General features: G+C 68.8%; 21 protein-coding genes. 17 read left to right on the top strand and 4 right to left on the bottom strand.

Translation table 11 applies throughout. The annotated features are described in order from the left end of the window. Window positions 1–9: 9 nt before the first annotated feature. On the bottom strand, window positions 10–696 hold the full coding sequence (locus J5J86_RS03585) for a hypothetical protein (protein WP_209103531.1): 687 nt from the start codon (window positions 694–696) through the stop codon (window positions 10–12). Between the two features lie 317 nt (window positions 697–1,013). On the opposite strand from J5J86_RS03585, the gene J5J86_RS03590 reads away from it, so the two are divergent. Together J5J86_RS03590 and J5J86_RS03595 are read left to right on the top strand one after the other, a co-directional pair. Further along, window positions 1,014–2,153 (top strand): helix-turn-helix transcriptional regulator, encoded by a 1,140-nt coding sequence (locus J5J86_RS03590; protein ID WP_209103532.1) that lies wholly within the window; start codon window positions 1,014–1,016, stop codon window positions 2,151–2,153. Window positions 2,154–2,306: 153 nt separating this feature from the next. After that, window positions 2,307–2,735 (top strand): PaaI family thioesterase, encoded by a 429-nt coding sequence (locus tag J5J86_RS03595; protein WP_209103533.1) that lies wholly within the window; start codon window positions 2,307–2,309, stop codon window positions 2,733–2,735. Here the strand turns inward: J5J86_RS03595 and J5J86_RS03600 are convergent. Continuing rightward, window positions 2,729–4,105 carry an aminotransferase-like domain-containing protein gene (locus tag J5J86_RS03600; protein WP_209103534.1) on the bottom strand — a complete coding sequence of 459 codons (1,377 nt, stop codon included), beginning with the start codon at window positions 4,103–4,105 and terminating at the stop codon, window positions 2,729–2,731. The two genes, J5J86_RS03595 and J5J86_RS03600, sit on opposite strands and share 7 nt — an antisense overlap. Window positions 4,106–4,419: 314 nt before the next feature. On the opposite strand from J5J86_RS03600, the gene J5J86_RS03605 reads away from it, so the two are divergent. From J5J86_RS03605 to J5J86_RS03655, 11 genes are all read left to right on the top strand, one after another. After that, complete coding sequence (locus tag J5J86_RS03605; protein ID WP_209103535.1) at window positions 4,420–4,902, top strand: MSMEG_0572/Sll0783 family nitrogen starvation response protein; 483 nt, start codon at window positions 4,420–4,422, stop codon at window positions 4,900–4,902. A gap of 180 nt (window positions 4,903–5,082) precedes the next feature. After that, on the top strand, window positions 5,083–6,126 hold the full coding sequence (locus tag J5J86_RS03610) for a Nit6803 family nitrilase (RefSeq protein ID WP_209103536.1): 1,044 nt from the start codon (window positions 5,083–5,085) through the stop codon (window positions 6,124–6,126). Next, window positions 6,053–7,171, top strand: a complete 1,119-nt coding sequence (locus tag J5J86_RS03615) for an MSMEG_0568 family radical SAM protein (protein ID WP_209103537.1) — start codon at window positions 6,053–6,055, stop codon at window positions 7,169–7,171. Before J5J86_RS03610 ends, J5J86_RS03615 begins: the two co-directional genes overlap by 74 nt. Next, on the top strand, window positions 7,168–7,707 hold the full coding sequence (locus tag J5J86_RS03620; RefSeq protein ID WP_209103538.1) for an MSMEG_0567/Sll0786 family nitrogen starvation N-acetyltransferase: 540 nt from the start codon (window positions 7,168–7,170) through the stop codon (window positions 7,705–7,707). Before J5J86_RS03615 ends, J5J86_RS03620 begins: the two co-directional genes overlap by 4 nt. Before the next feature lies 1 nt (window position 7,708). Beyond that, window positions 7,709–8,686, top strand: a complete 978-nt coding sequence (locus tag J5J86_RS03625) for a sll0787 family AIR synthase-like protein (RefSeq protein ID WP_209103539.1) — start codon at window positions 7,709–7,711, stop codon at window positions 8,684–8,686. Then, window positions 8,686–9,849 (top strand): MSMEG_0565 family glycosyltransferase, encoded by a 1,164-nt coding sequence (locus J5J86_RS03630; protein ID WP_209103540.1) that lies wholly within the window; start codon window positions 8,686–8,688, stop codon window positions 9,847–9,849. Before J5J86_RS03625 ends, J5J86_RS03630 begins: the two co-directional genes overlap by 1 nt. Further along, window positions 9,842–10,150 carry an MSMEG_0570 family nitrogen starvation response protein gene (locus J5J86_RS03635; protein WP_209103541.1) on the top strand — a complete coding sequence of 103 codons (309 nt, stop codon included), beginning with the start codon at window positions 9,842–9,844 and terminating at the stop codon, window positions 10,148–10,150. Before J5J86_RS03630 ends, J5J86_RS03635 begins: the two co-directional genes overlap by 8 nt. Then, window positions 10,147–11,400 (top strand): MSMEG_0569 family flavin-dependent oxidoreductase, encoded by a 1,254-nt coding sequence (locus tag J5J86_RS03640; protein ID WP_209103542.1) that lies wholly within the window; start codon window positions 10,147–10,149, stop codon window positions 11,398–11,400. The genes J5J86_RS03635 and J5J86_RS03640 overlap by 4 nt, the downstream gene beginning before the upstream one ends. Window positions 11,401–11,477: 77 nt before the next feature. Next, window positions 11,478–12,290 (top strand): Pnap_2097 family protein, encoded by an 813-nt coding sequence (locus tag J5J86_RS03645; protein WP_209103543.1) that lies wholly within the window; start codon window positions 11,478–11,480, stop codon window positions 12,288–12,290. A gap of 151 nt (window positions 12,291–12,441) precedes the next feature. Further along, window positions 12,442–12,831: a DUF983 domain-containing protein gene (locus J5J86_RS03650; protein ID WP_209103544.1), complete on the top strand. Its 390-nt coding sequence runs from the start codon at window positions 12,442–12,444 to the stop codon at window positions 12,829–12,831. A gap of 62 nt (window positions 12,832–12,893) precedes the next feature. Beyond that, window positions 12,894–14,273, top strand: a complete 1,380-nt coding sequence (locus J5J86_RS03655) for an aminotransferase-like domain-containing protein (protein WP_209103545.1) — start codon at window positions 12,894–12,896, stop codon at window positions 14,271–14,273. A 7-nt stretch (window positions 14,274–14,280) separates the two neighbouring features. Here the strand turns inward: J5J86_RS03655 and J5J86_RS03660 are convergent, their stop codons facing one another. Next, window positions 14,281–14,979: a GntR family transcriptional regulator gene (locus J5J86_RS03660; RefSeq protein WP_209103546.1), complete on the bottom strand. Its 699-nt coding sequence runs from the start codon at window positions 14,977–14,979 to the stop codon at window positions 14,281–14,283. A gap of 451 nt (window positions 14,980–15,430) precedes the next feature. Here J5J86_RS03660 and J5J86_RS03665 point away from each other — a divergent pair, with 451 nt between their 5' ends. The 4 genes from J5J86_RS03665 to J5J86_RS03680 all read left to right on the top strand — a co-directional run bounded on the left by J5J86_RS03665 (window position 15,431) and on the right by J5J86_RS03680 (window position 21,670). Next, window positions 15,431–16,624 (top strand): ABC transporter substrate-binding protein, encoded by a 1,194-nt coding sequence (locus J5J86_RS03665; RefSeq protein ID WP_446698654.1) that lies wholly within the window; start codon window positions 15,431–15,433, stop codon window positions 16,622–16,624. A gap of 436 nt (window positions 16,625–17,060) precedes the next feature. Then, a complete protein-coding gene (locus J5J86_RS03670; RefSeq protein WP_209105220.1) occupies window positions 17,061–17,930 on the top strand; it encodes a branched-chain amino acid ABC transporter permease in 870 nt (289 codons plus the stop codon). Window position 17,931: 1 nt separating this feature from the next. Next, the gene (locus J5J86_RS03675) at window positions 17,932–20,382 is read left to right on the top strand and encodes a branched-chain amino acid ABC transporter ATP-binding protein/permease (RefSeq protein WP_209103547.1); all 2,451 of its coding nucleotides are present in this window, start codon (window positions 17,932–17,934) and stop codon (window positions 20,380–20,382) included. A 55-nt stretch (window positions 20,383–20,437) separates the two neighbouring features. Then, window positions 20,438–21,670, top strand: coding sequence for an amidohydrolase family protein (locus J5J86_RS03680; RefSeq protein ID WP_209103548.1), 1,233 nt, complete (start codon window positions 20,438–20,440; stop codon window positions 21,668–21,670). A gap of 4 nt (window positions 21,671–21,674) precedes the next feature. On the opposite strand, the gene J5J86_RS03685 is transcribed toward J5J86_RS03680, so the two are convergent. After that, the gene (locus tag J5J86_RS03685) at window positions 21,675–23,975 is read right to left on the bottom strand and encodes a transglycosylase domain-containing protein (protein ID WP_209103549.1); all 2,301 of its coding nucleotides are present in this window, start codon (window positions 23,973–23,975) and stop codon (window positions 21,675–21,677) included. Between the last annotated feature and the right edge of the window lie 270 nt (window positions 23,976–24,245).

Genomic DNA, 24,245 nt, shown 5'->3' on the forward strand with positions numbered 1-24,245 from the left:
ACAGGATAACTAGAGAAGGCCACTTTCCAGAAGCATCCGCGCCGCGCGCTGGTGGCTCGCGGCGAGGGCGGTGGAGACGCCGCGGTCCGCGGAAAGAAGCCGTGCCGCCGCGCCCAGCGCCGTGCGCACCGGAACGGGAAGGCCGGCGGCGCAAATGACGTCGGGTTGGAGCTTCGCGCAGATCCGCGCCTGCGCCAGGGTGGCCGTGTAGAGGTCGATGGCGTGATAGGGTCCGGTTTCCGCTTTGCCCGAGAGGGGGGCGAGGGTGCCGTAGGCGCTGAGCGCCACCACGAGGTCGGCCCAGGCGCGCAGCATGTCCGGTGCCGCCGCCGGAGCTTTCAATGCATCGTTGATCCCATCAAGCAACACCCACAAGGGCGGGTGGTCGCCCAAGGCATCGAAGCGCGCGAAGCTCACTGCCTTGCACAGGGGCGAAGCGGCAAGGTCGCGGGCGCAGAAGATGCGCTGCCCGTCGAAGCGCTCGGAGGCGAGATATTCCGCCCCGATCGCCCTTGCGCTCTGCTCGAAGGCGAGCCGGTCCACCGCCGTCTCCAGCCGCCCCAGGCCAGGGCGCTGCGCCAGCAGCAGGCCGAGGATGCACAGCAGGGGAGCCAGGAGGAGGATGGCGATGACCTTGGCGGATCGTCCAAGGGGCGCCTGGACCGGCGAAATGCGCTGCGCGAGGTCGAGTTGCATCGATGGATCCGAAGCCGTGAAGACGCCCCCCGGCGCCGGAGATGTACGCTGCCGCATCGCCAGAAGGCACGGGTGGCCAGAAGGCACGGGTGGCTGTTGAGCCACGCCCGGCCGCGGGCCTGGAAGGATAGCCCTGAATACCTCCCCTAACCCGACAACCGGAGCGTGAAAGACAAGATGGCAGAAGGAATTGTGCACCGCATACCCCATTTGGGTTAGGACACGCGGATGCACGCTATAATAGAGTGACCGAGGGGCAGGTCACCGGGGTCAGGTCACGGGCGGACCACGGCTCCGTGTGGGTTCAGGTGGCGGGGATGGCGGGCACCGACCTTCTTGATGCGATCGACAAGCTATATGCATCCGCACTGGAGCCGCAACGCTGGGACGAGGCGCTGAGCGCCGTGGCGCAAGCCCTGGGCGCCGTGGGGGTCAGCATCATTCCGCTGGGCACCGAGGGCGTGATGCGGGCTCTCGTCTCGGAAAGCCTCAAGGAGGCCAATGACCAGTACCAACAGGGCTGGTGGCGGCACGATACGCCCTCGGGGCGGATCCTAAAGCTCGGCATCCGGCCGGGCACGGTCGCCACCGACCGGATCGTGATGCGGGAGGAGGAGATCCGGCGCGATCCCTTCTACCAGGAGTTTCTGAAGTCCCACGGAATCCAGCAGTCGATGGCGGCGCTTGTTTCGTTGGGGTCCGGCCGGCTGGTGTCGGTGGCGGCGCAGCGGGGCGTGGGGCGTGATCTGTATCAGAACGCCGACGTGGACGCGCTGACACGGCTGACTCCGCACATCCAGCGGGCGCTCACGCTGGCCACCTCCATGGTCGAAGCCCGCCGGCTCGCCGATGACCTGTCCAGCGCCATCGAGCAACTGGCCTGGGGCGTGGTTCTGCTGGACATGCACGGCGCGGTGCGCACCATGAACGGCGTGGCGCGAGAGGCCATCGGCGATGGTCTTCTCTATGCCCATGGCCGCATCCAGGCCGCCATGCCCGACACTGATGCGCGCCTCCAGGCCGCCATCCGCGCGGCCCTTCCCGGCGGCGGCTTGCAGCCAGTGAGCGGCGTGCTGATCCGCCGACCCAGCGGCCGCGAGCCCTTCTATGCCGAGGTCGCGCCCATCCGCCCCAGGCTCGATGCGCTGGAGGTGATGGCCTTCGGCGATGGCGGCGCCATGCTGCTCATCCGCAGCCTGGAGACCGGCGCGCGCAGTGTGAGCCAGCACCTGCGGGACATGGGCCTCACCCCCGCCGAGGCCCGCCTCGCCGAGACACTGGGCGCGGGGGCCTCGCTGCGGGTGGCGGCGGACGTCCATTCCATCGCCTATGAGACCGCACGCTCCCACCTGCGTTCCATCTTCCAGAAGCTGGGGCTCAACCGGCAGTCCGAGCTGGTGGCGCTGATGACCCGCCTCATGTCGCTTGCCTCCCGCGGCGGTTCGGCGGAGGGCTGACCTTTCGGCCAGGGGCCGGACCGGGCGGTGCTTTCCATGTGTCGTTGGCGTGGCTTGGGCGTGTCTTGGGCGCGTGCGCGGCCAGCGCGGTTCCCCCTTGGCGCGGAAATGCTTTAAGGAAGCCGCCGCAAGGAAACAGGCGGAAGGCGGATCATGCGGCCGAGCGACATGCGCAAACAGGGCTGGAGCGAAATGCCCGACGACGGGTTCCTGGCCCTGGTGGGGCCGCTCTGGCACAAGGAGACCGAGGAAGGCACGGCCTATGCCATCCTCACCGGCGCCAAGCACCGCAACCGCTCGGGCGTGGTGCAGGGCGGGCTCATCTGCACTTTGGCAGACCGGGCCATGGGCATGGCGTCCCGCGCGCGCAGTGGCAATCGCCGGCAGGTGACGATCACGCTGACCATGCAGTTCCTGGATAAGGTGGAACTGGGCGAACTGCTCATCGCCAGGCCCCGCGTCATCCGGCAGGTGCGCACCTTGAGCTTCGGCGCGGTGGATCTCTTCGCCGATGAAAGGCTGGTGGCCAGCGCCACCGCCACCTTTCGCCTCCAGTCGGAAGCCCCTCCCCCCGCTCAATAATAGCCCGCCGCCACCTCCGGCGGGGCCTCGAGCACATGGGCCATGAATTCCAGGCCCCGTTCCAGGCGCTCCCGGCTCAACGGCCCGCCGAGCCCCACCCGCACCGCCTCGGGGGGCGGGCCGAGCACGGTGAAGGCATCGCTCGCCACCACGCCGAGGCCGGTGCCGCGGATGTGGCTGGCGAAGGCCGAGCGCGTCCAGCCATTCTTCAGCGGCAGCCAGATGTTGAAGCTCATGGGGTCGGACAGATAGGTGCCCGGCTCGAAATGGCGGGCGGCGATCTTCTGGCGGGCGGCGGTTTCGGCGCGGATGAAGCGCAGGATGGTGTCGGCGGTGCCATCGTCGATCCAGCGGGTCGCCACCGCCGCCATCACCGGCGAGGCCATCACCGAAACCGCCCGCATGGCCCCGGTAAAGGACCAGCCGGCCTTGGCGTCGGGCGCCACCACATAGGCGAGGCGCAGACCCGCGCCGATGCATTTGGCGAGCCCGGCAATGTGCCAGCAGATGTCGGGGGCGATGGCGGCCAGCGGCGGCGGGCCGTGGGAGGCGATGAAGCCATAGGCATCGTCCTCCACCACCGGCACGCCATGGCGCCGGGCAATGGCACAGATGGCGGCGCGGCGCTGCTCGGACGTGGTGATGGTGAGCGGGTTCTGGAGCGTGGGATTGATATAGAGCGCCTTCGGGGCGTGGCGACGAATGGCGGCTTCCAGCGCCTCGGGCAGGATGCCGTCCTGGTCCATCTCCACGCCCACCAAGGTGAGGCCAAGCTGGGCGGTGATGGCGCGGGCGCCGGGATAGGTGATGGCTTCCGACAGCACCACGTCCCCGGCGCTCGCCAGCAGCGAGAAGATGCCCACCAGCGCCGGATGGGCACCGGGCGTGATGAAGATGCGCTCCTGCGCCGGCACCAGCGCCCGCCGGCCAAGCCAGGCGGAAGCCGCGTCCTTGTCCAGCGGCGAGCCGCCGAAGCCCTGGTAGCGCAGCAAGGGCAGCAGGTCCCGCGCCACCGCCGCATAGCCTTCCTGCATGCGGGCAATGAGATCGGGATCGTCCGGCTCGGGCGGCATGTTCATGGTGAAGTCGGCCGCCCGCAGCCGCTCCGGCTGGGGCGCCTTGCGGGCGGAGGCGCGTACGAAGCTGCCGCGCCCCACGGTGGATTCGATGAGCCCCCGCCGCGCCGCCTCCACATAGCCCCGCGCCACCGTGGTGAAGTCGAGGCCGAGCGCCGAGGCAAGGCGCCGCTGGGGCGGAAGCTGATCGCCCGGCACCAGCACGCCGGCGGCGATGTCGGCGGCGATGGCATCGGCGATGGCGAGGTAACGGGGCCCCTGCCCGTCCTCCATGCGGGGCATCCAATCCTTCATTGAACCCCTCATTTTGCCGATTGACTGGATCTTGTTTCTATATTGTATGGCGCAATCCCCAGGGGATGGCGAGGATTTTATTGACCGCACATTGTTGCGGAGCGACCTGCGATAGATTCAGACACGGTGCCGCCTTTCGCGAGGCAGGCCAGCTGCCTCAATCGGATCATTGACGGCAATTTGGGCCCCTTTGATCGGATACTCTCCCGCCAAGATCCCTAAATGATCGGATTTTTGATCGCCACATTGTTGGCACGCCCCTTGCTCACCTGATCCCGTCCCCACCGGGGCGATCCAGCGATCAGGAGAGAAGCATGCCCGCCGTGACCCACCCGCCCCACAAGACCGGCGACTTCTTTGTCGATTACGAGCAGAAGCTGTTCGAGGACGTGAAGGCCGCGCCCGGCGAGAAGGCGCTCGTCACCTTCCACACCGTGGCCTTCGAGGGCTCCATCGGCCTTGTGAACCTGCTCCAGGCCACCCGCCTGCTGCGCAAGGGGTTCGAGACCTCCATCCTGCTCTATGGCCCCGGCGTCACGCTGGGCGTGCAGCGCGGCTTTCCCAAGCTGGGTGACGAGGCGTTTCCCGGTCACCAGAATTTCAACAACCAGATCAAGAAGTTCATGGCCGAGGGTGGCAAGGTCTATGCCTGCCGTTTCGCGCTCCAGGCGCTCTATGGCCATGGCGAGCCGTCCTTGATCGAGGGCATCACCCCCATCAACCCGCTGGACGTGCTGGACCTCGTGCTCCTGCACCGCCGCGACGGCGCCTTCATCCTCGACACCTGGACCTTGTGATCCCGGCGCACGCGAAAAACCGGGCGCGCGGGCTCACCCGCCGCCCCCTTTCCCCCTAGAGCCTGATCCGATCAGGTTGAATCAACCTGATCGGATCAGGCTCTAAACTCTTAAAAAGAGGGCGTTTTACCGATCTGATTGCAATGCAATCAGATCGGAACGCGCTCTGAGGACCGCACCATGAAAGACACCGCGACCGTGCGCGCCGCAGCCGTCCAGATCGCCCCCGATCTGACCTCGCGCGCGGGCACCATGGACAAGGTGCTGAACGCCATCGCCGAGGCGGCGGGCAAGGGCGTGGAGCTTCTGGTCTTTCCCGAGACCTTCCTGCCCTGGTACCCCTATTTTTCCTTCGTGCTGCCCCCGGTGCTCACCGGCCGCGAGCATGTGCGGCTCTACGACCAGGCCGTCACCGTGCCCGGCCCGGAGACGGAAGCGGTGGCCAATGCCGCCCGCCGCGCCGGCATGGTGGTGGTGCTCGGCGTGAACGAGCGCGACCACGGCTCGCTCTACAACACCCAGCTCGTCTTCGACGCCGACGGCTCCTTGTGCCTGAAGCGCCGCAAGATCACCCCCACCTTTCATGAGCGCATGATCTGGGGCCAAGGCGATGGCGCCGGCCTGAAAGTGGTGGAGACGGCGGCGGGGCGCATCGGCGCGCTGGCCTGCTGGGAGCATTACAATCCGCTCGCCCGCTACGCCTTGATGGCGCAGCACGAGGAGATCCACGTCGCCCAGTTTCCGGGCTCCCTGGTCGGCCCCATCTTCGCCGAGCAGATCGAGGTCACCATCCGCCACCACGCGCTGGAGAGCGGCTGCTTCGTGGTCAATGCCACCGGCTGGCTCACCGAGGAACAGATCGCCTCCATCACCCCCGAGGCCGGTCTCCAGAATGCCCTGCGCGGCGGCTGCATGACGGCCATCATCTCGCCCGAAGGCAAGCATCTGGCGCCTCCGCTCACCAGCGGGGAAGGCCTGCTGGTGGCGGATCTCGACCTCGGCCTCATCGTCAAGCGCAAGCGCATGATGGATTGCGTGGGTCACTATGCCCGGCCCGAACTGCTCCATCTGGTGCTCGATCCCCGGCCCGCGCGGCCGCTGCACACCCCTTCCGACATCCAGGCTGAGCCGCAAGCAAGGAGCCTCTCCGATGGAGCCCTCGACCCCGCTGCCGACCGAGATCCTGATCAGCGAGCTGCAATCGTTCGGCGCGCGGCTGGTTGACCCGAAAGCCGGCGCCGAAAGCCGGCGCGGCGGGGCCGGCCCCTCCGACCACAAGGCGCTGACCATAGACGGCATGACGGTGATGGTGCCGGTGCACACCGCGCCCGCCTTCACCAGCCCCTATCTGGTTGAGAAGCCAGACGCCTTCGGCAAAAGCCGCATCAGCCGGGAGGGCCGCGCCGTGGGCGAGGTCTCCTTCCCCCTGCGTCCGCGCTTCTATGACCTGAAGACGGCGGACGGCATTCCCTATTCCCACATCGCCACCCTGCATGGGCGCGACGTGCTCGCCACCACGGTGCTGCAGACCTGCATCCGCTATCAGAGCCGCACCAAGACCTGCCAGTTCTGCGCCATCGGCCAATCGCTGGCGGCGGGGCGCACCATCGCCCACAAGACCCCCGCCCAATTGGCGGAAGTGGCCAAGGCGGCGGTGGCGCTGGATGGCGTCACCCACATGGTCATGACCACCGGCACCCCCAAGGGCGAGGACCGGGGCGCCGCGGTCCTCGCCGAGAGCGCCCGTGCCGTGAAGGCGGCGGTGGACCTGCCCATCCAGGCCCAGTGCGAGCCGCCGGGCGATGCCGCCTGGTTCGGCCGCATGAAGGAGGCGGGCGTCGATGCGCTGGGCATGCATCTGGAGGCGGTCACGCAGGATGTGCGCGCCGCCATCATGCCCGGCAAGGCGCAGATCGGCGTGGAGGCCTATATGGCGGCCTTTGCTGAGGCCGTGCCCGTGTTCGGGCGGGGGCAGGTCTCCACCTATATCCTCGCCGGCCTCGGCGACAGCGTGGAGGAGATCCTCGCCGCCTGCGCCCGTCTGGTGGCGCTCGGCGTCTATCCCTTCGTGGTGCCCTTCGTGCCCATTTCCGGCACGCCTTTGGAGAGCCACCCCACACCCAGCCCGGCCTTCATGCAGTCCATCCTCTCGCCGCTCTCGCGCCTGCTGGGGGAGAGCGGGCTGAAGGCGGTGGACATCAAGGCCGGCTGCGGCAAGTGCGGGGCCTGCTCGGCGCTTTCTTCTTATGAGCGGGTGCTGGCGCCATGATGATCCCCACGCCCCCCTTCCTCGCCGCCGAATACCGCATCAAGTTCGCCGCCTCCCGCTGGGAGCGCGAGGGGGCCAAGGCCTTGCGCGAACAGGTCTTTTCCGCCGAGCAGAAGCTCTTTTCGGGCTCCGACCAGGATGCCATCGACGCCTATGCCATCCCCATCGTGGCGCTGGCCATGCTGGGGGTGGCGGCCGACCAGGTGGTGGGCACGGTGCGCATCCATGAGGAGACGCCCGGCATCTGGCGGGGCTCGCGCCTGGCGGTGGACGCGGACTATCGCCGCATCGGCGCGCTGGGCGCCACCTTGATCCGCCTCGCCGTGTGCTCGGCCCATGCCATGGGCTGCCACACTTTCCTTGCCCATGTGCAAGAGCAGAACGCGCTGCTGTTCCGCCGCCTGCATTGGCATGTGCTGGACGAGGTGGAACTGCACGGGCGGCGTCACTTCCGCATGCAGGCGGACCTTACCTTCTACCCGCCGTGCCATTCGCCCGAAATCGGCTTCACCGCCTTGCCGCGAAGGGCCGCCTGACATGGACGCAACCGCCTTCGACACGCTTGTGGCCAGCCTGCGCCAGAGCCGGGGCCTCGCCGCCAAGGCGGACATCGGCACGGTGACCGCCCGCCTCGACCTTGCGGCGAGCGCCGTGCCGGTGGGCGATGATTGCGCCGCCTTGCCGGACGGGGACGGCCATCTCCTGTTCGCCATCGAAGGCTTCCTGGAAGCCTTTGTCGCCCGCGATCCCTGGTTCGCCGGCTGGTGCGGGGTGATGGTGAACCTCTCCGACATCGCCGCCATGGGCGGACGCCCGCTCGCCGTGGTGGATGCGCTCTGGGCGCGGGACGCCGACCATGGCGCGGCCATCCTGGACGGCATGAAAGCCGCAGCGAATGCCTATGGCGTGCCCATTGTGGGCGGACATTCCAATCTGAAGGCGGGCGGCGAACATCTGGCGGTGGCGGTGCTGGGGCGGGCCGATCACGGCCTGCTCACCAGCTTCGATGCCCGCCCCGGCGACGTGCTGGTGGCCGCCATCGACCATCGCGGCGCCTATCGGGAGCCCTTCGACAATTGGCAGGCAGCCCTGTCCGCGCCGCCGGAGCGGCTGCGCGGCGACCTTGCCTTGCTGCCGGAGATCGCCCGGCGCGGCCTTGCCCATGCGGCCAAGGACATCAGCCAGGCGGGGATCGTCGGCACCGCCATCATGCTGGCGGAATGCTCGCGCGTGGGCCTCGCCATCGATCTGGCCGCCCTCCCCGTGCCTGCTGGCGTGCCCCTCCAACGTTGGCTCGCCTCCTTCCCGAGCTTCGGCTTTCTTCTTGCCGCCCCGCCCGCTTATGTGCCGGAGCTTCTGGCTCTCTTTGAAGGGCGCGCCCTCACCGCCGCCGCCATCGGCACGGTGACATCGGGCGCGGCCGTGGAGGTGCGTCACGGCCTGCACCGGGCCGTGGTGCGCGACCTCGCAGCCGAACGCCTCATGGGCCTCGCCCCCGCCGGGGAGGCCGCCTGATGGACCGGCCGCTGCGCATTGCCATCCTCACCCATTCCACCAATCCGCGCGGCGGGGTGGTCCATGCCATGGCGCTCGCCGAGGCGCTGGCGGGGCTCGGCCATGCCCCCGTCCTGTTCGCGCCCGACGCTCATGGCAGCGGCTTCTTCCGCGCACCCAAATGCCCCGCCGTTCCCTTCAAGGTGGCGCCCGCCGCGCCCGGCATGACGGCCATGGTGGAGCAGCGCATCGCCGATTATGTCAGCCATTTCGAGGCGGCGGGCACCGACGGCTTCGACCTCTTCCACGCCCATGACGGCATTTCCGGCAATGCACTTGCCACTTTGAAGGCGCGCGGCCGCATCCCCGCCTTCGTGCGCACGGTGCATCATGTGGATGCTTTCTCCGATCCCCGCCTGCTCGATCTCCAGGCTCGCTCCATCCGGGCGGCGGATGGCTGGCTGGCGGTGAGCCGCATCTGGCAAGACCAGCTCGCCGACGGCTTCGGCATCGAGGCCGAGCTTTCCGGCAACGGGGTGGACGGCACGCGCTTCTCGCCCCGCATGGACGGCAGCGAGGCGGCGCTGCGGGCGCGCCTGGGGCTCGGCCCCGGGCCCATCTTCCTGAGCGTGGGTGGCATCGAGGCCCGCAAGAACACGGTGCGCATGCTGGAGGCCTTCCTCCAGGTGCGCCAGATGCGGCGGGACGCGCAATTGGTGATCGCCGGCGGCGCCTCGCTGCTGGATCATGGCGCCTATCAGGGAGAATTCCGCCGGCTCATGGCGCGCACCGGAGCCGGAGGCGTGCACGTGACCGGGCCTCTGCCGGATGGCGATATGCCCGCCCTCTATCGCCTTGCTCACGCCCTGCTTTTTGCCTCGGTGAAGGAGGGCTTCGGCCTCGCCGTATTGGAGGCGCTCGCGAGCGGCGTGCCGGTCATCGTCTCGGCCATGGCCCCCTTCACCGAATATCTCGGCGCGCGCGATGCCCTGTGGTGCGATCCCGCCCGTCCCGCTTCCATCGCCGATGCCATGGCGCTCTCGCTCCAACCGGCGGAACATGCACGCCTTGCCGCGCTCGGGCCCGGCATCGCCGCGCGGCATGACTGGACATCCGTCGCCCGCGCCCATCTGCCCCTCTATGACCGCCTCGCAGCCCCGGCCCGGGAGACCCTCCATGCCTGAAATGCGCTTCCACATCGCCTGGCCGGACGGGCAGGAAGAGAGCTGCTACTCGCCCTCCTTGGTGATGCGCGAGCACTTAAGCGAGGGCACCGCTTATGCCCTGCCCGACTTCATGTCACGGGTGCGCACGGCGCTGACCATCGCCTCGGAGCGCGTCGCCGCCAAATACGGCCATCCCTGTTCCCTGGCGCTCGGTCAGCTGAAGCGGCTCGAAGCATCCGCCCTGCGCTTTGCCGACGATCCCGCGGCGAAGGTCACCTGCCTCGCTTTCCTCTATTCCCACCAGGACACGCCGTCATGATCCAGCTGAAATCCCATTACCCTGCCATCGTCATCGGCGGCGGCCAGGCGGGCCTGTCCGCCAGTCTTCATCTCACCCGCGCCGGTATCGAGCATGTGGTGTTCGAGAAGAAGACCGTCATGCACAAATGGCGCGACGAGCGCTGGGATGCCTTCTGCCTCGTTACTCCCAACTGGCAATGCCGCCTGCCCGACCATCCCTATGATGGCGATGATCCCAACGGCTTCATGGTGAAGGACGAGATCCTCGCTTATCTCGACCGCTTCGCCGCCAAGGTGCAGGCACCGGTGCTGGAGCACACGCCGGTGACCGCGCTGGAGAAGGCGGACGGCATCTTCCACCTGGAGACGGCCGCCGGCCCGGTGAGCGCGGATGCAGTCATCCTGGCGGTGAGCCTTTATGGCGAACCGGATATTCCCCGCCTCGGCGAGCGGCTCCCCGACGGCATCGTCCAGCTCCACACGGCCTCCTACCGCAATCCCGGCGCGCTGCCGGAGGGCGCGGTGATGGTGGTCGGCTCGGGACAGTCGGGCGCGCAGATCGCGGAGGACCTGCATCTGGCCGGCCGCAAGGTGCATCTGGCCACCGGCAATGCCCCCCGCTGCGCCCGCTTCTATCGCGGCCGCGACGTGGTGGACTGGCTGTGGGACATCGGCCATTACGAGATCACGGTGGCCGATGACGGCATGGGCCGCAAGAAGCACGACACCAACCATTATCTCACCGGCCGCGATGGCGGGCGCGACATCGACCTGCGCGCCTTCGCGCTGGAGGGCATGGCGCTCTATGGCCGGCTGACCGGCGTTTCCGGCGGGCGGATGCACTTTGCCCCCAACCTGAAGGACAATCTCGACGCCGCCGACAAGGTCTATAACGGCATCAACGCCCTCATCGACCGGCATATCGCTGACGCCGCCATCGCTGCCCCGCCGCCCTCCGTCTATGCCCCCGTGTGGGAGCCGGCGGGCGAGACCACCGAACTGGATCTGGCGGCGGCAGGCATCACCTCCGTGATCTGGGCCACGGGCTTTCGTCCCAACTGGTCCTTCGTGGGCCTGCCCATCTTCGATGGCACCGGCTATCCCGTGCACAAGAGGGGCGTGACGGCGGTGGATGGGCTTTTTGTGCTCGGCCTGCCCTGGCTGTGGACCTGGGGCTCCGGCCGCTTCCTGGGGGTCGCGGCGGATGCGGCTTATGTGGTGAGCGCACTTCAGGCGCGCGCCGCGCCGCCGCTCGCCAGGGCCGGCTAGAGCATTTCCGAGCGACGTGGGAACCGGTTCGCGTGAAGGAAATGCGTTAAACCAAAGAGTTAGAAGGCCCGCGCGCCATGAGCCTCCTGCCTCCGCCTTCCCGCCTCGTGACCGATCCCGGGCTTGAAGGATCGGTGCATCTGGGCATGCCCCATCTCGTCCCCGGCGGCCTGTCGGAGACCTGGCTGCTGCGGCATCTGGGCGATGTGCATTGGCAGATGCTGGCCCGCCAATTGGGCTGCGCGCCCTCGCGCATCACCGACCGCACCGGCACACGGGTCTATGCCGCCTTCCGGCATGTGACGCTCGAAGGGCTCCGCCTCGATGCGGCGCGGGAGGACGGTCGCCTGGAGGTGCGCTCCCATCTGTGGCGGCTCTCGCGCACCCAGGTGCTGAGCCGCCACGCCTTGATGCTGGACGGCGCGGCGGCGGGCACCGCCATCCTCGTCTCCGCCTTCGTGCGGCGGGAGGCGGCGAGCAACCGCCGCATCTGCCGAGTTGAGGTGCCGGGCCTTGCCGACCTGCCCGACTGGGACGGCGCTCGCCCGGCCCCGCTCGTCCTGCCGCAGGCGCCGGAGGCCGCGCGTCTCACCTTTACCCCCTGCCCGGCGGAGGACTTCAACGGCGCCGGCTTTCTCTATTTTTCCAGCTATGTGAGCCTCGCCGAGCGGGCGCTTTTCTCGCACGCCCCCGGCCTGGCGCGCGCCACCACCGCGCGCGGCCGGCGCATCGCCTATCAGGGGAACATCGACCCGGGCGACGCGGTTGACATCCTGACCCATCTCGCCGACGCGCAGGGCGGGACCCTCTGCACCACGCGGCTGGTGCGGGGCGGGGATGCGGCCGTCCTTGCCGAAATGGTGGCGCTGAGGACGCCCGCTGCGCCGTAATGTCCGGGCTGGCCCGTGCCGATTGTATGGCTCATGCCGTTTACAGGCGGATAATGTATGGATAAATTACATACATAAGCGGCGCCAATGGTGCGAAGCCGGACATCGGCCCACCCTCCCCCAAGGGAGATCGCGCCCCAAGGAGCGTTCCATGTCCCAGCACCGCCACTGGCCGCCTCTCTCCCCCATGCAGGTGGGCCTGCGCGGCCGCTGCCCCCGCTGCGGCGAGGGCAAGCTGTTCAACGGCTTCCTGACCCTGCGCAAGTCCTGCGACGTGTGCGGCCTGGACTATTCCTTCGCCGATCCCGCGGACGGTCCGGCTTTCTTCGTCATCTGCTTTGCCTGCATTCCCTCGGTGGTGTTCGGCATCTGGATCGAGGTGGCCTATGCGGCGCCCTATTGGGTGCATCTGGTCACCACCTTGCCGGTGATGCTGCTCACCTGCATTCCGCCCTTACGGCCGCTGAAGGGATGGCTGGTGGCCAGCCAATATTATTACAAGGCCGAGGAAGGCCGCCGCGTGCTGCGGGAGGAAGGCTGAGCTTTCGCCCCTCACCCATACATGCTAGCTCAATGTCCGGATCGCGGCGGGGGAATAGAGGCATGTGGCACCCCAGGCTTCTGGCGGGCGCGCGGCTGAAATATCTCGGCATCGTGGACGCGCTGGAGGCGGACATCCGCTCCGGCCGCGTGGCGCGCGGCGACCGCCTGCCGCCCCAGCGCGCCATCGCCGAGGCGCTGGACGTGGACCTCACCACCGTCACCCGCGCCTTCAACGAGGCGCGCCGCCGGGGGCTGGTGGATGCCCAGGCCGGGCGCGGCACTTTCGTGAGCGAGGCGCTTTCCGCGCCTGGCGAGGCACCCGCGCCGCGCCCGCTCATTGATCTGAGCATGAACATCCCGCCCCAACCGGACGAGGCGCAATTCGCCCGCCGCATTCCCGAGGCCATGGCGAGCCTGCTGGCCGGCCCGCGCGGGCTCCTGACCCTGCACTACCAGGACAGCACGGGCACGCCCGCCGATCGCGCGGCTGGCGCCCGCTGGCTCTCCGGCCGGCTGCCGGATGTGACGGCGGAGCGGCTGGTGGTGGCTGGCGGGGCGCAATGCGCGCTCTTTGCCGTCTGCGACGCCCTGCTGAAGCCCGGCGACGTGCTGCTGGCGGGCGAGGCCACCTATCCCGGCCTCAAGGCGGTGGCCGCACAACGGGGCCTGCGCCTCGTGCCGCTGGCCATGGATGAGGAGGGCATCCGCCCCGAGGCGGTGGAAGCGGCCTGCACGGCGGGCACGCCCCGCGCGCTCTATGTGATCCCCACCCTCGACAATCCCACCACCGCCACCTTGCCCGCCGCCCGCCGTCAGGCGCTGGCGGACCTCGCCCGCCGCCACGATCTGGCGGTGATCGAGGATGATCCCTACGCCCCGCTCTGCCCGGCGCATATTCCGGCCCTGGCGGAGCTGGCGCCCGAGCGCAGCTGGCACATTGCCACCCTCTCCAAATGCGCCACGCCGGCCTTGCGCACGGCCTATGTGGTGGCGCCCGACGCGCACGCTGCGGAGCGGCTCGCGGGCGTCTTGCGCGCCACCAGCCTGATGGCCCCGCCCCTCATGACGGCGGTGGCGAGCCGCTGGATCCTCGACGGCACGCTGGACTTGCTCACCCGCGCCATCCGCGCGGAGAACACGGCCCGCCAGGCGCTTGCGCGGGCGGCGCTGAAAGGCCACGCCTTCGCCGCCGACCCGCACGGCCATCATGTCTGGCTGCGCCTGCCGCCCCACTGGCGGGCCTTGGATTTCGCTGAACATGCGGACCGGGCGGGCGTGTCCATCGTCGCCGGCTCGGCCTTTGCCATCGGCACGCCGGGCCAAGAGGCGGTGCGCCTGTCGCTGGGCGTCGCGCCGGATCGCGGCGCGCTGGAGGACGGCCTGACCTTGCTTGCCGGCCTGCTGGCCCGCCCGGCGGCGCCGGTGCGGGTGGTGGTGTGAGAGCCCGCTAGGCGCCCCGCGAAGCGTCCGCATAAGGTGCGAGCAGGTCGCGCAGGATGCGGTCCTTGTCGCGGCCGGCGGTCTCGATGGCGCGGGTGAGCACGGCCTCCAGATGGTCGTGCATGAGATGCTCCAGCCGCTCCCGGTCGCCGGAGACGAGGCAGGCGACGAGATCGCGATGTTCCTGCACCGAGCAATCGGTCCAGCGCGGGCGGCCATAAAGGCCGAGGATGAGCGCGCTGCGGCCCACCAATTGGCGCATATAGCGGGCGAGCAAAGGCGAGCCGGTCATCTCGGCCAGCACCAGATGAAACTCGGCGGCATGGCGGATATATTCCGGCCGGCCTTCCCGGTGCGCCTTTTCCTCCGCCGCGATCTGGGCATCCAGGCGCTTCACCTGGGCGGGGGTGAGGTTTCCGCACAGGCGGCGAATGACCAATTGCTCCACATCCTGCCGGACGCTGAAGAGATCGCGCGCCTCTTCCAGCGAGGGCTTGGCGACGGTGGCGCCGCGATTGGGGCGGATGTCCACCAGTTCTTCGCTGGCCAGGAGTTCCAGGGCGCGGCGCACCACCGTGCGGCTGGCGCCGAACTGCTCGCCAATGGCATCCTCGGGAAGCTTCATGCCCGGCTGGAGCACCTGCTCCAGGATGGCGAGGCGCAGGCCCGCATAGATCGCGTCGACTCGCTCGCCCCGCTGCTTCATCTGGATCTCCATTCCATCTTTGAATGGCACGAGAGCGTTTGCGGCTCAAGATGAGAGAAAATCGTATACGATCTTGATGCACTTTTTCGTGCACTCACCGATTCCCATCATGCCCGGGCTTGTCCCGGGCATCCACGGCCCTCCGCTCGGCGAAACTTGTATTGGGTATGCCTCGCCCATCCCCGTGGATGGCCGGGACAAGCCCGGCCGTGACAGTGCGAGGGAGGCGCGCACTAGGCGCCGCGTGCCGCATGACGGGGCCTCGCACTAAAATCGTATACGATTTTGACTATCCTTCGTGCACAAAATGCCCAATCCTTGGGCGATTGGCCGCTCCGGGCCGAACCCATCCGCCCATCCCTCCGGCACAGGCGCGGCGAGTCCAGTGCTGGCGCCCCCTGGCACGATGCTTGCGGAAGGGGATGCGACGTCCGGGAGAGGAGTGATCCCCATGAGCAGGTCCTCGCAGCATCGAAAGTTTCCCGCCTTCAGCCGCCGCGCCGCCATGCTCGGCCTTGGCGCCGCCTTGGTGATGGGTGGTGCGGCCCGCGCCGACGACACCATCAAGGTGGGCCTCGTCGCCGCCCTCTCCGGCCAGTCCGCCAAGTCGGGCGAGGCCATCACGCGCGGCCTGGAAGTGGCCATCGACGAGATCAACGGCGCCGGCGGCGTGCTCGGGAAGAAGATCGAGCTGATCCGCCGCGACGACGAGAGCAACCCCGCCAAGGGCGTGGTCGCCGCCCGCGAGCTGGTGCAGAAGGAGAAGGTCGCGGCCTTCTTCGGCGGCATCGACACGCCGGTGTCGCTGGCCATCGTGCCCTTCGCCAACCAGGCCAAGGTGCCCTTCATCGGCGTGTGGGCAGCCGGCACCGCCATCACCCGCAATGGCGCGGCGGAAAACTACGTGTTCCGCGTCTCGGCCGTGGACGAATTGGTCGACCAGGCCATGATCGATTACGGCATGAAGACCTACAAGACCAAGAAGCCCGGCCTCATGCTCATCAACAATCCCTGGGGCGAGGGCAATGAGAAGGGCCTTAAAGCCGCGGCTGCCGCCGCCAGCCTCACCGTCGCGGGTGCCGAGAAGTTCGACAATAACGACGTGGACATGGTGCCCCAGCTCACCCGCCTGAAGGAGGCGGGCGCCGACACCATCTTCCTGGTCGCCAACGTCCAGCCGGCCGCGCAAGTGGTGAAGTCACTGGATCGCATGGGCTGGGACGTGCCCGTGGTCTCCCATTGGGGCCCGGCAGGCGGGCGCTTCACGGAGCTGGGCGGGCCGAGCGCGGAGAAGGTGCGGATGGTGCAGACCTATTCCTTCTCGGGAAACCTCTCCAAGAAGGGCGAGGTGGTGCTGGCCGCGCTGAAGACCAAGTATCCGCAGATCACCACCCTGGCGGATGTCACCCCGGCGGTGGGCATCGCCAATGCCTATGACGCCATGCACCTGCTGGCGCTCGCCATCGCCAAGGCCGGCACCACCGACGGCCCGGCCCTGCGCAAGGCCTTCTACGAGATCGGCACCTATGAGGGTCTCATCAAGACCTACTCGAAGCCCTTCTCGCCGGAGAACCAGGATGCGCTCTCCAAGGACGACTACATGTTCACCCACTTCAAGGGCGCCGAAATCGTGCCCGTGAACTGAGGCGGCTCGCGCACCCTGCCCCCTCTCCCGCGTGCGGGGGAGGGATGGGGAGGGGGCAAGGGCCAGGAGGACGGCGGGCCTGCCGGGAACGACGCCCCCCTCCCTGCCCTCCCCCGCAAAGCGGGAGAGGGTGAAATTGGAGAGGGTGCACGGGGCTGGTGGGGCGCATTGCCTGCAAGGCCCCGGCACCGGAATGAACGGCACCCCCCCGCGCACCCTGCCCCCTCTCCCGCTCGCGGGGGAGGGATGGGGAGGGGGCGGGACCAAGGAGGACGGCGGGCCTGCCGGGAACGCCCCCTCCCTGCCCTCCCCCGCAAAGCGGGAGAGGGTGAAATCGAAGCCGGCCCACCAAGAGGCCAAACGGCTTGTCTGAAACAAGCCGGCCCCAAGGGCGACGATCGCTCGCCGCTGACACACTCGCGAGGCCCCCCGAATGCTGATCGTCTCCGCTTTGGTCTCCGGCCTCTCGCTTGGGGCCATGTATGGGCTGATCGCGCTCGGCTATCACGTCACCTACGCGGTCTCGAACACCGTCAATTTCTCGCAGGGCTCCTCGGTGATGCTCGGGGCCGTGCTCTGCTACACCCTGTGGGTGACGCTGGGCGCGCCGCTTGCCGTGGCGATCATCGGGGCGCTGGCCTTGGCGGCGCTGTTCGGGCTGGTGGTGGAACGCTTTCTGGTCCGCCCGTTCGCGGCGCGCGGCTCCAATGCTTGGCTGATGGCGACGGTGGCGGGCGGCATCATCCTCGACAATGCGGTGATGTTCACCTTCGGCAAGGAGCCCCGCTCCCTGCCCTCCCTGCTCGCCACCAAGCCGGTGAGCCTGTTTGGCGCCGGCGTCTATCCGCTCCAGCTCATTATCCCCGTCGTGGGCATCGCCATCGCCGCCGGCCTCCATGTGCTGCTGCGCCACACCAAGGCGGGCAAGCGACTGCTGGCGGTGGTGCAGAACCCGTCCGCGGCACGCCTCATGGGCATCGACGTGAAGCGCGCAATCGCGCTCTCTTTCGCTGCGTCGGCGGTGCTGGCGGCGGTGGCGGGCATGCTGATCGCGCCGCTCATGTCGGTGGCGTCCGACATGGGGCTGATGTTCGGCATCAAGGCGTTTGCGGTGGCGATCCTGGGCGGCATCGGCTCGGCCACGGGCATCATGGTGGCGGGCTTCCTCTATGGCCTCGCCGAGGCGCTCATCACCGCCTATCTGGGCTCGTCTTACACCCAGATCCTGGTCTTCTCGGCGGTCATCGCCGCCCTCGCCTTCCTGCCCAACGGCCTGTTCGGCCGGGCCGCCGTGAAGAAGGTGTGAGATGGGACGCTTTTTCCTGCCCCTCGCCATCCTCCTCGGCGCCGGAGCCGTCGCCGCCTTCTGCTTCGTGGCGGAGAGCTACACGCAATTCGTGATCGCCCTCATCGCGCTCACCGTGATCGTGGGCGTCGGGCTCAACATTCTCCTGGGCCTCGCAGGGCAGGTGTCGCTGGGCCATGTGGGCTTCTACGCCATCGGCGCCTATGTGGAAGGCATCTTGATCCTGAAGGGTTGGGACTTCTTCGCCGCCCTGCCGCTGGCGGTGCTGGTGGCGGCGGCGCTCGGCGCGCTGCTGGCGCTGCCGGCGCTCCGGGTGTCCGGGCCCTATCTGGCCATGGTCACCATCGCCTTCGCCTTCATCGTCGAGCATGCGCTCATCGAGTGGAAGGACGTCACGGGCGGCGCCAACGGCCTCATGGGCATCCTGCCGCCGGTGGTGGGCCCGATCATGTTCGCCGAGCGGGAAATGGCGCTGCTGGCGCTGGCCCTCGCCACCCTCAGCCTCATCGGGTTCTGGGCCTTGGCGGGCAGCCGGCTGGGGCGCGCCATGCGGGCGGTGCGCGACAGCGAGGTGGCGGCGCAATCCGTGGGCCTCAATCCGGTGAGCCTGAAGACGCTGGCGTTTGCCTTGTCCGCTGCGCTGGCGGGGCTGGCGGGGGCAGTGTTCGCGCCGCTCCTCATGTTCATCAGCCCCGGCTCCTTTCCCTTCTCCCAGTCCATTCTGTTCCTGTTCGCCGTGGTGCTGGGCGGGGCGGGAACCGTGCTCGGCCCGGTGCTGGGCGCGCTGGTGGTGGCGGGCCTGCCGGAGCTGCTTTCGGGGCTGGCCGAATATCGCCTGCTGCTGTTCGGCGCGCTGCTCCTCGCCGTGCTGTGGATCGCGCCCGAGGGCATTGTGGGCCTCCTCGCCCGCCTGCGCCGGCCCGACCCGCGCGCGGCGCGCGACGGCCTGCCCGTGCCTATGTCCTGGCTCAGGCCGGAGAATGCCGCCCCGCTGCGCGTGGAGGGGCTGGGCATCTCCTTCGGTGGGGTGAAGGCGGCGGCGGGGGTGAGCCTTGAGGCTCAGCCCGGGGCGGTGACCTCGGTGATCGGCCCGAACGGGGCCGGCAAGACCACCGTGCTCAACATGATCGGCGGCTTCTACAGGCCCGATGCCGGCTCCATCCGCCTCGGCGAGGGCGCGGACCTCGCGGGCGCGCCGGCCTATCAGGTGGCCCGTGCTGGCATCGCCCGCACCTACCAGACCACCCAGCTGTTCGGCACGCTCTCAGTGCTGGAAAACGTGCGCATCGCCGGCGCCGATGCCGCCACCGCCGAGGCGCTGCTGGCCTTCGTGGGCTATGCCGGGGCGCTGGCCGCGCGCGCCGACGACCTGCCCCATGTGGACCGGCGCCTGGTGGAGATCGCCCGGGCGCTCGCCACCCGTCCGCGCGTGCTGCTGCTGGACGAGCCCGCCGCCGGCCTCATGCGGGCGGACAAGGATGCCCTGAGCGGGCTCCTGCGGCGCATCGCGGACGCCGGCATCGCCGTCATCCTGGTGGAGCATGACATGGCCATGGTCATGGGCATCTCCGACCATGTGGTGGTGCTGGATGCCGGCCGCCCCATCGCCGCCGGCCCGCCCGCCACCATCCGCGAGAACCGACAGGTGATCGCCGCCTATCTGGGGGGCACGCAGACCCGCGCCCGGGGCCGCGCGGCGCCCTGGGACGGGCCGCGCGACGCCGTGCTCACCGCGCTGCGCCTCACCGCCGGCTATGGCGCCGCCCCGGTGCTGGAAGATGTGGGGATCGAGGTGCAGCCGGGCGAACTGGTGGCGCTGCTCGGCGCCAATGGCGCGGGCAAGTCCACCGCCATGAAGGCGCTCACCGGCCTGCTGCGGCCGGTTGCCGGCGACATCGTGCTGAAGGACGTGCGCATCTCCACGCTTTCCGCCCACCGCATCGCCCGCATGGGGCTGGCCTTGGTGCCGGAGGGCCGGCAGGTGTTCCCCGAACTCAGCGTGCGCGACAACATCCTGCTGGGCGCCACGTCCCGCCGCGACGCGCCCGATGCCGCAACGCTGGAGCGGGATCTTGCCGCCCAGCTCGCCCGCTTCCCGCGCCTGAAGGAGCGCATCGCCAGCCGGGCGGGTCTCCTCTCGGGCGGCGAGCAGCAGATGCTGGCGCTCGCGCGCGGCCTCATGGCGAAACCCGACATCCTCTTGCTGGACGAGCCGTCCCTTGGCCTCGCCCCGGCCATCATCAACGAGGTGTTCGACGTGCTGGCCGAGCTGCGCGAGGAGGGGGTGACCATCCTGCTGGTGGACCAGATGGCCGCCCTCGCCCTCACCGTCGCTGACCGCGCCTATGTGCTGGAAAGCGGGCGGGTGGTGAAGGCCGGCAGCGCGGCGGAGCTGACCGGCGATGCGGCGCTCGAGGCCGCCTATCTCGGCGCCAAGCCGGCGGCCCAATAGGTCCCGCAGCCCAATAGGTCCCGGCGGCCCAATAGATTTCAAGGAGCCCTTTCCCATGAGCCTCGATCACATCTTCCGCAATGCCCGGATCGCCGGACGCGAGGACACGCTTGTCGACATCGGCATCAAGGACGGCCGCTTCGCCGCCATCGAGGTGAAGCTGGAGGCGGACGGGCCGCAGGAGGATCTGGGCGGCCGCCTGGTGGTTCCGGGCTTCTGCGAGACCCACATTCACCTGGACAAGTCCTGCCTGCTCGGCCGCTGCCAGTGCCAGAAGGGTACGCTGGACGAGGCCATCGCGGCGGTGGCCGCCGCCAAGAAGGGCTTCACCGAGGAGGACGTCTATGAGCGCGCCTCCCGCACGCTGGAAAAGGCCATCCTCCAGGGCACCCAGCGCATGCGCACCCATGTGGAGGTGGACCCGCGCATCGGGCTCACCTCGGTGAAGGCGCTGCTGAAGCTGAAGCAGGCCTATGCCTGGGCCATCGACCTGAAGCTGTGCGTCTTCCCGCAGGAAGGCCTCTTGGATGACCCCGGCTGCGAGGACGTGATGGTGGCGGCGCTGGAGGCCGGCGCCGACGTGGTGGGCGGCGCGCCCTATATGGACAAGGACAGCCACGGCCAGATCGCCCGCATCTTCGCGCTGGCGCAGCGCTTCAACGTGGATATCGACTTCCACCTGGATTTCGGCCTCGACCCCTCCCATCTCGATCTCTTGGAAGTCTGCCGGCTGGCGGAAGAAACGGGCTGGAGCGGGCGGGTGGCCATCGGCCATGTGACCAAGCTCTCCGCCGTGCCCGAGCCGCGCTTGATGGAGCTGGGCAAGCGCCTGGCGGAAGCGGGCGTGGCGCTCACCGCCCTGCCCTCCACCGACCTGTTCCTGATCGGCCGTGAGTACGACCACAATGTCCCGCGCGGCGTGGCGCTGGCGCACAAGCTGAAGGAGATCGGGGTCACCTGCTCCCTCTCCACCAACAATGTGCTGAACCCCTTCACCCCCTTCGGCGACTGCTCCACGGTGCGCATTGCCAATCTCTATGCCAATGTCGCCCAGGTGGGGACGCCCGCCGGCATGGCCGATTGCCTGGACATGGTGAGCGCGTCCTCCGCCAAGCTGATGAACGTGGCCGATTACGGCATCGAAGTGGGCCAACCGGCGAACCTCGTGGCCCTCGCCTGCGAAAGCCGTGCCCAGGCGGTGGCGGAACTGGCCCAGCCCTTGTTCGCCATGAAGGCCGGTCGCCGCACGGTGACCCGCCCGGCGCCGACGCTCCACCAGCCGGAATAGGAGCTTATCTGCGCCCGCCCAGGAACGTATCCACGAACCAGCGGTCCAGCGTCATGGGCTCCTGCTGCTGCGGGGGCGCCTGCTGGGGGATGGAGCCGACCACGGCGGGCGGCAGATCGTCGGGCTGGCCGCCCTGCGGGAAGGGGAAGCCGAAGCCCGGCGCGCGGCCGCCGCCCGGCAGCTCGGCCACTGGAATGCCCTGGTGCGCCACCTTCATGTAGCGGCTCCAGATCTCGGCGGGCAGATTGGCGCCGGAGGCCTTCTTGGTGGGCGAGGAATCGTCATTGCCCAGCCACACGGCGGTGACATAGCGGGCGGTGTAGCCCACGAACCAGGCGTCGCGATAATCCTGCGAGGTACCGGTCTTGCCACCCGCCTGCCAGCCGGGCAGTTCCGCCCGGCGGCCGGTGCCGGCAACCAGCACCTCCTGCATCATGCGGTTCATCTCGCCCACATATTCCGGCGCGATCACCCGGCCCGGCCCCTGGCCCGCGCGGGCATAGAGCACCTTGCCGTTGGCGGCCTTCACGTTGTCGATCACATAGGGAATGACGCCGATGCCGCCATTGGCAAACGGCGTATAGGCCGCCGCCATCTCCAGCACCGAGACTTCCGAGGTGCCGAGCGCAATGGAGGGGTTGGGGTCCAGATTAGAGGTGATGCCGAGCCGCTTGGCGGTGGCCACCACCGCTTTCGGCCCCACTTCCAGCACCAGACGCACCGACACGGTGTTGAGCGACAGAGCGAGCGCCTGCTGCAAGGTGACCGGCCCGCGATAATCGTGGGTGGAGTTTTCCGGCCGCCAGCCCTTCAGCTGGATGGGTGCGTCCTCGCGCACCGTGTCGGGGGTCAGGCCATGCTCCAGCGCGGTCAGATAGATGAAGGGCTTGAAGGACGAGCCGGGCTGGCGGCGGGCCACCACCGCGCGGTTATACTGGCTCTCCTCATAGGACTTGCCGCCCACCAGCGCCTTGACCGCCCCGTCCGTGTCGAGGGAGACAAGCGCCCCCTGCCCCACCCCATACTTGCCGCCGGATTTCGCCAGCGTGTCGGTGAGCGCGGACTGGGCCGCGCCCTGGAGGGAGGCATCGATGGTCGTGCGCACGATCACGTCGCCGGACAGTTCGCCCACATAGGAATCCAGCTGGTCCATGACCCAGTCGGCCACATAGCCGGAGGAATCGGGCGCTGCCGGACGCACGAGCACGGCGGGGCGCGACAGGGCAGCCGCCGCCATGTCCGGCGTGATGAGACCCTGCTCGCGCATGGCGGCGAGCACCAAAGCGGCGCGGTCCTGCGCGGCCTTCAGGTTGCGGGTGGGCGCAAGGCGCGAGGGCGCATTCACGATGCCCGCCAGCATGGCCGCCTCGGCCAAGGTCACGTTGCGTGCGGACTTGCCGAAATAGCGCTGGGCGGCGGCTTCCACGCCATAGGCGCCGGCACCGAAATAGACGCGGTTGATATAGAGGTCGAGGATCTCGTTCTTGGTGAACTTCTGCTCCAGCCAGAGCGCCAGCACCAGTTCCTGGATCTTGCGCGAATAGGTGCGCTCCTGGGTCAAAAACAGGTTCTTGGCCAATTGCTGGGTCAGCGTCGAGCCGCCCTGCCGCACGCGGCGCGAGACGAGGTTGGCCGCCATGGCGCGGGCGAGGCCCTGGGGATCGAGCCCCATATGATCGTAGAAGCGCCGGTCCTCAATGGCGATGAAGGCCTTGGGCAGATAGGCCGGCACCTCCCTTAGGGGCACCGCCGCTCCACCCATGTCGCCGCGTGTGGCCAAGGGCTTGCCGTCCGCCGCCTGGATCATGACGGTGGGCGGGCGCTTGGGCACCATGAGGGTCTGCATGGGCGGCAGCTTGGAAGCCTCGTAGGCGACGACGCCGCCGACCACCAGAACCGCCCACACCCCGAGCACGAAGCCCCACTTGATGAAAAACCACAGGAAGGACCCGCGCTTGCGGCGGCGGGGCGCCTTCTGCGTCCGCGCGGCCTTGCTGGCGCCTTTCGTGGACTTGCCGCCTCCGCCGCGCACCGGCTCGCGCCGGGCACTCATGTCATACCCGTCAGGCGACGAAACGTGGTCCGCCGGCGCCGCGTCGCGAGGCTCGGAGAGGCGGGGCTCGGCCCGGTTGCCAGCGGGGCGCTCGCCCTTTCGGTCCGGCTTGCGCTCGGAATTCCGGTCGAGTCTCGGCGGTGCGCCGGCAGCACGGTCATTGGCGTCGAGGCGGATGTCGAAGCGCGAGTCCGGGCGTGCGTCCAGCATGGGCTCGCGCCGTTCCCCCTCTCCATTGCCTTTCCACGCCATCTGATTTTTTCCGCCATTCCTTGACTTTCGACGCGCCGTCTCCGCCTTGGTTGCACGCGGGAAGATGACAAGCGGGGACGCGGCCCCGAACCACCGGAAGCTGGGCCAGGCTCTCGCGCGAGGCTCCCGCACGCCTGATTCGCCCAACGCAGGGAGATCCGGAGGCGCCGTGGCCCCTGAACGCCGGATCCGTCATCACTCCCGGCACAGGCAAGGTGCGGCCCGTCCGGATCGATGTCCCTATTCGACCTTCGATTGCGGCCATTTAAG

It is taken from the genome of Aquabacter sp. L1I39 (assembly GCF_017742835.1).
In the GTDB taxonomy this organism is placed as follows: domain Bacteria; phylum Pseudomonadota; class Alphaproteobacteria; order Rhizobiales; family Xanthobacteraceae; genus L1I39.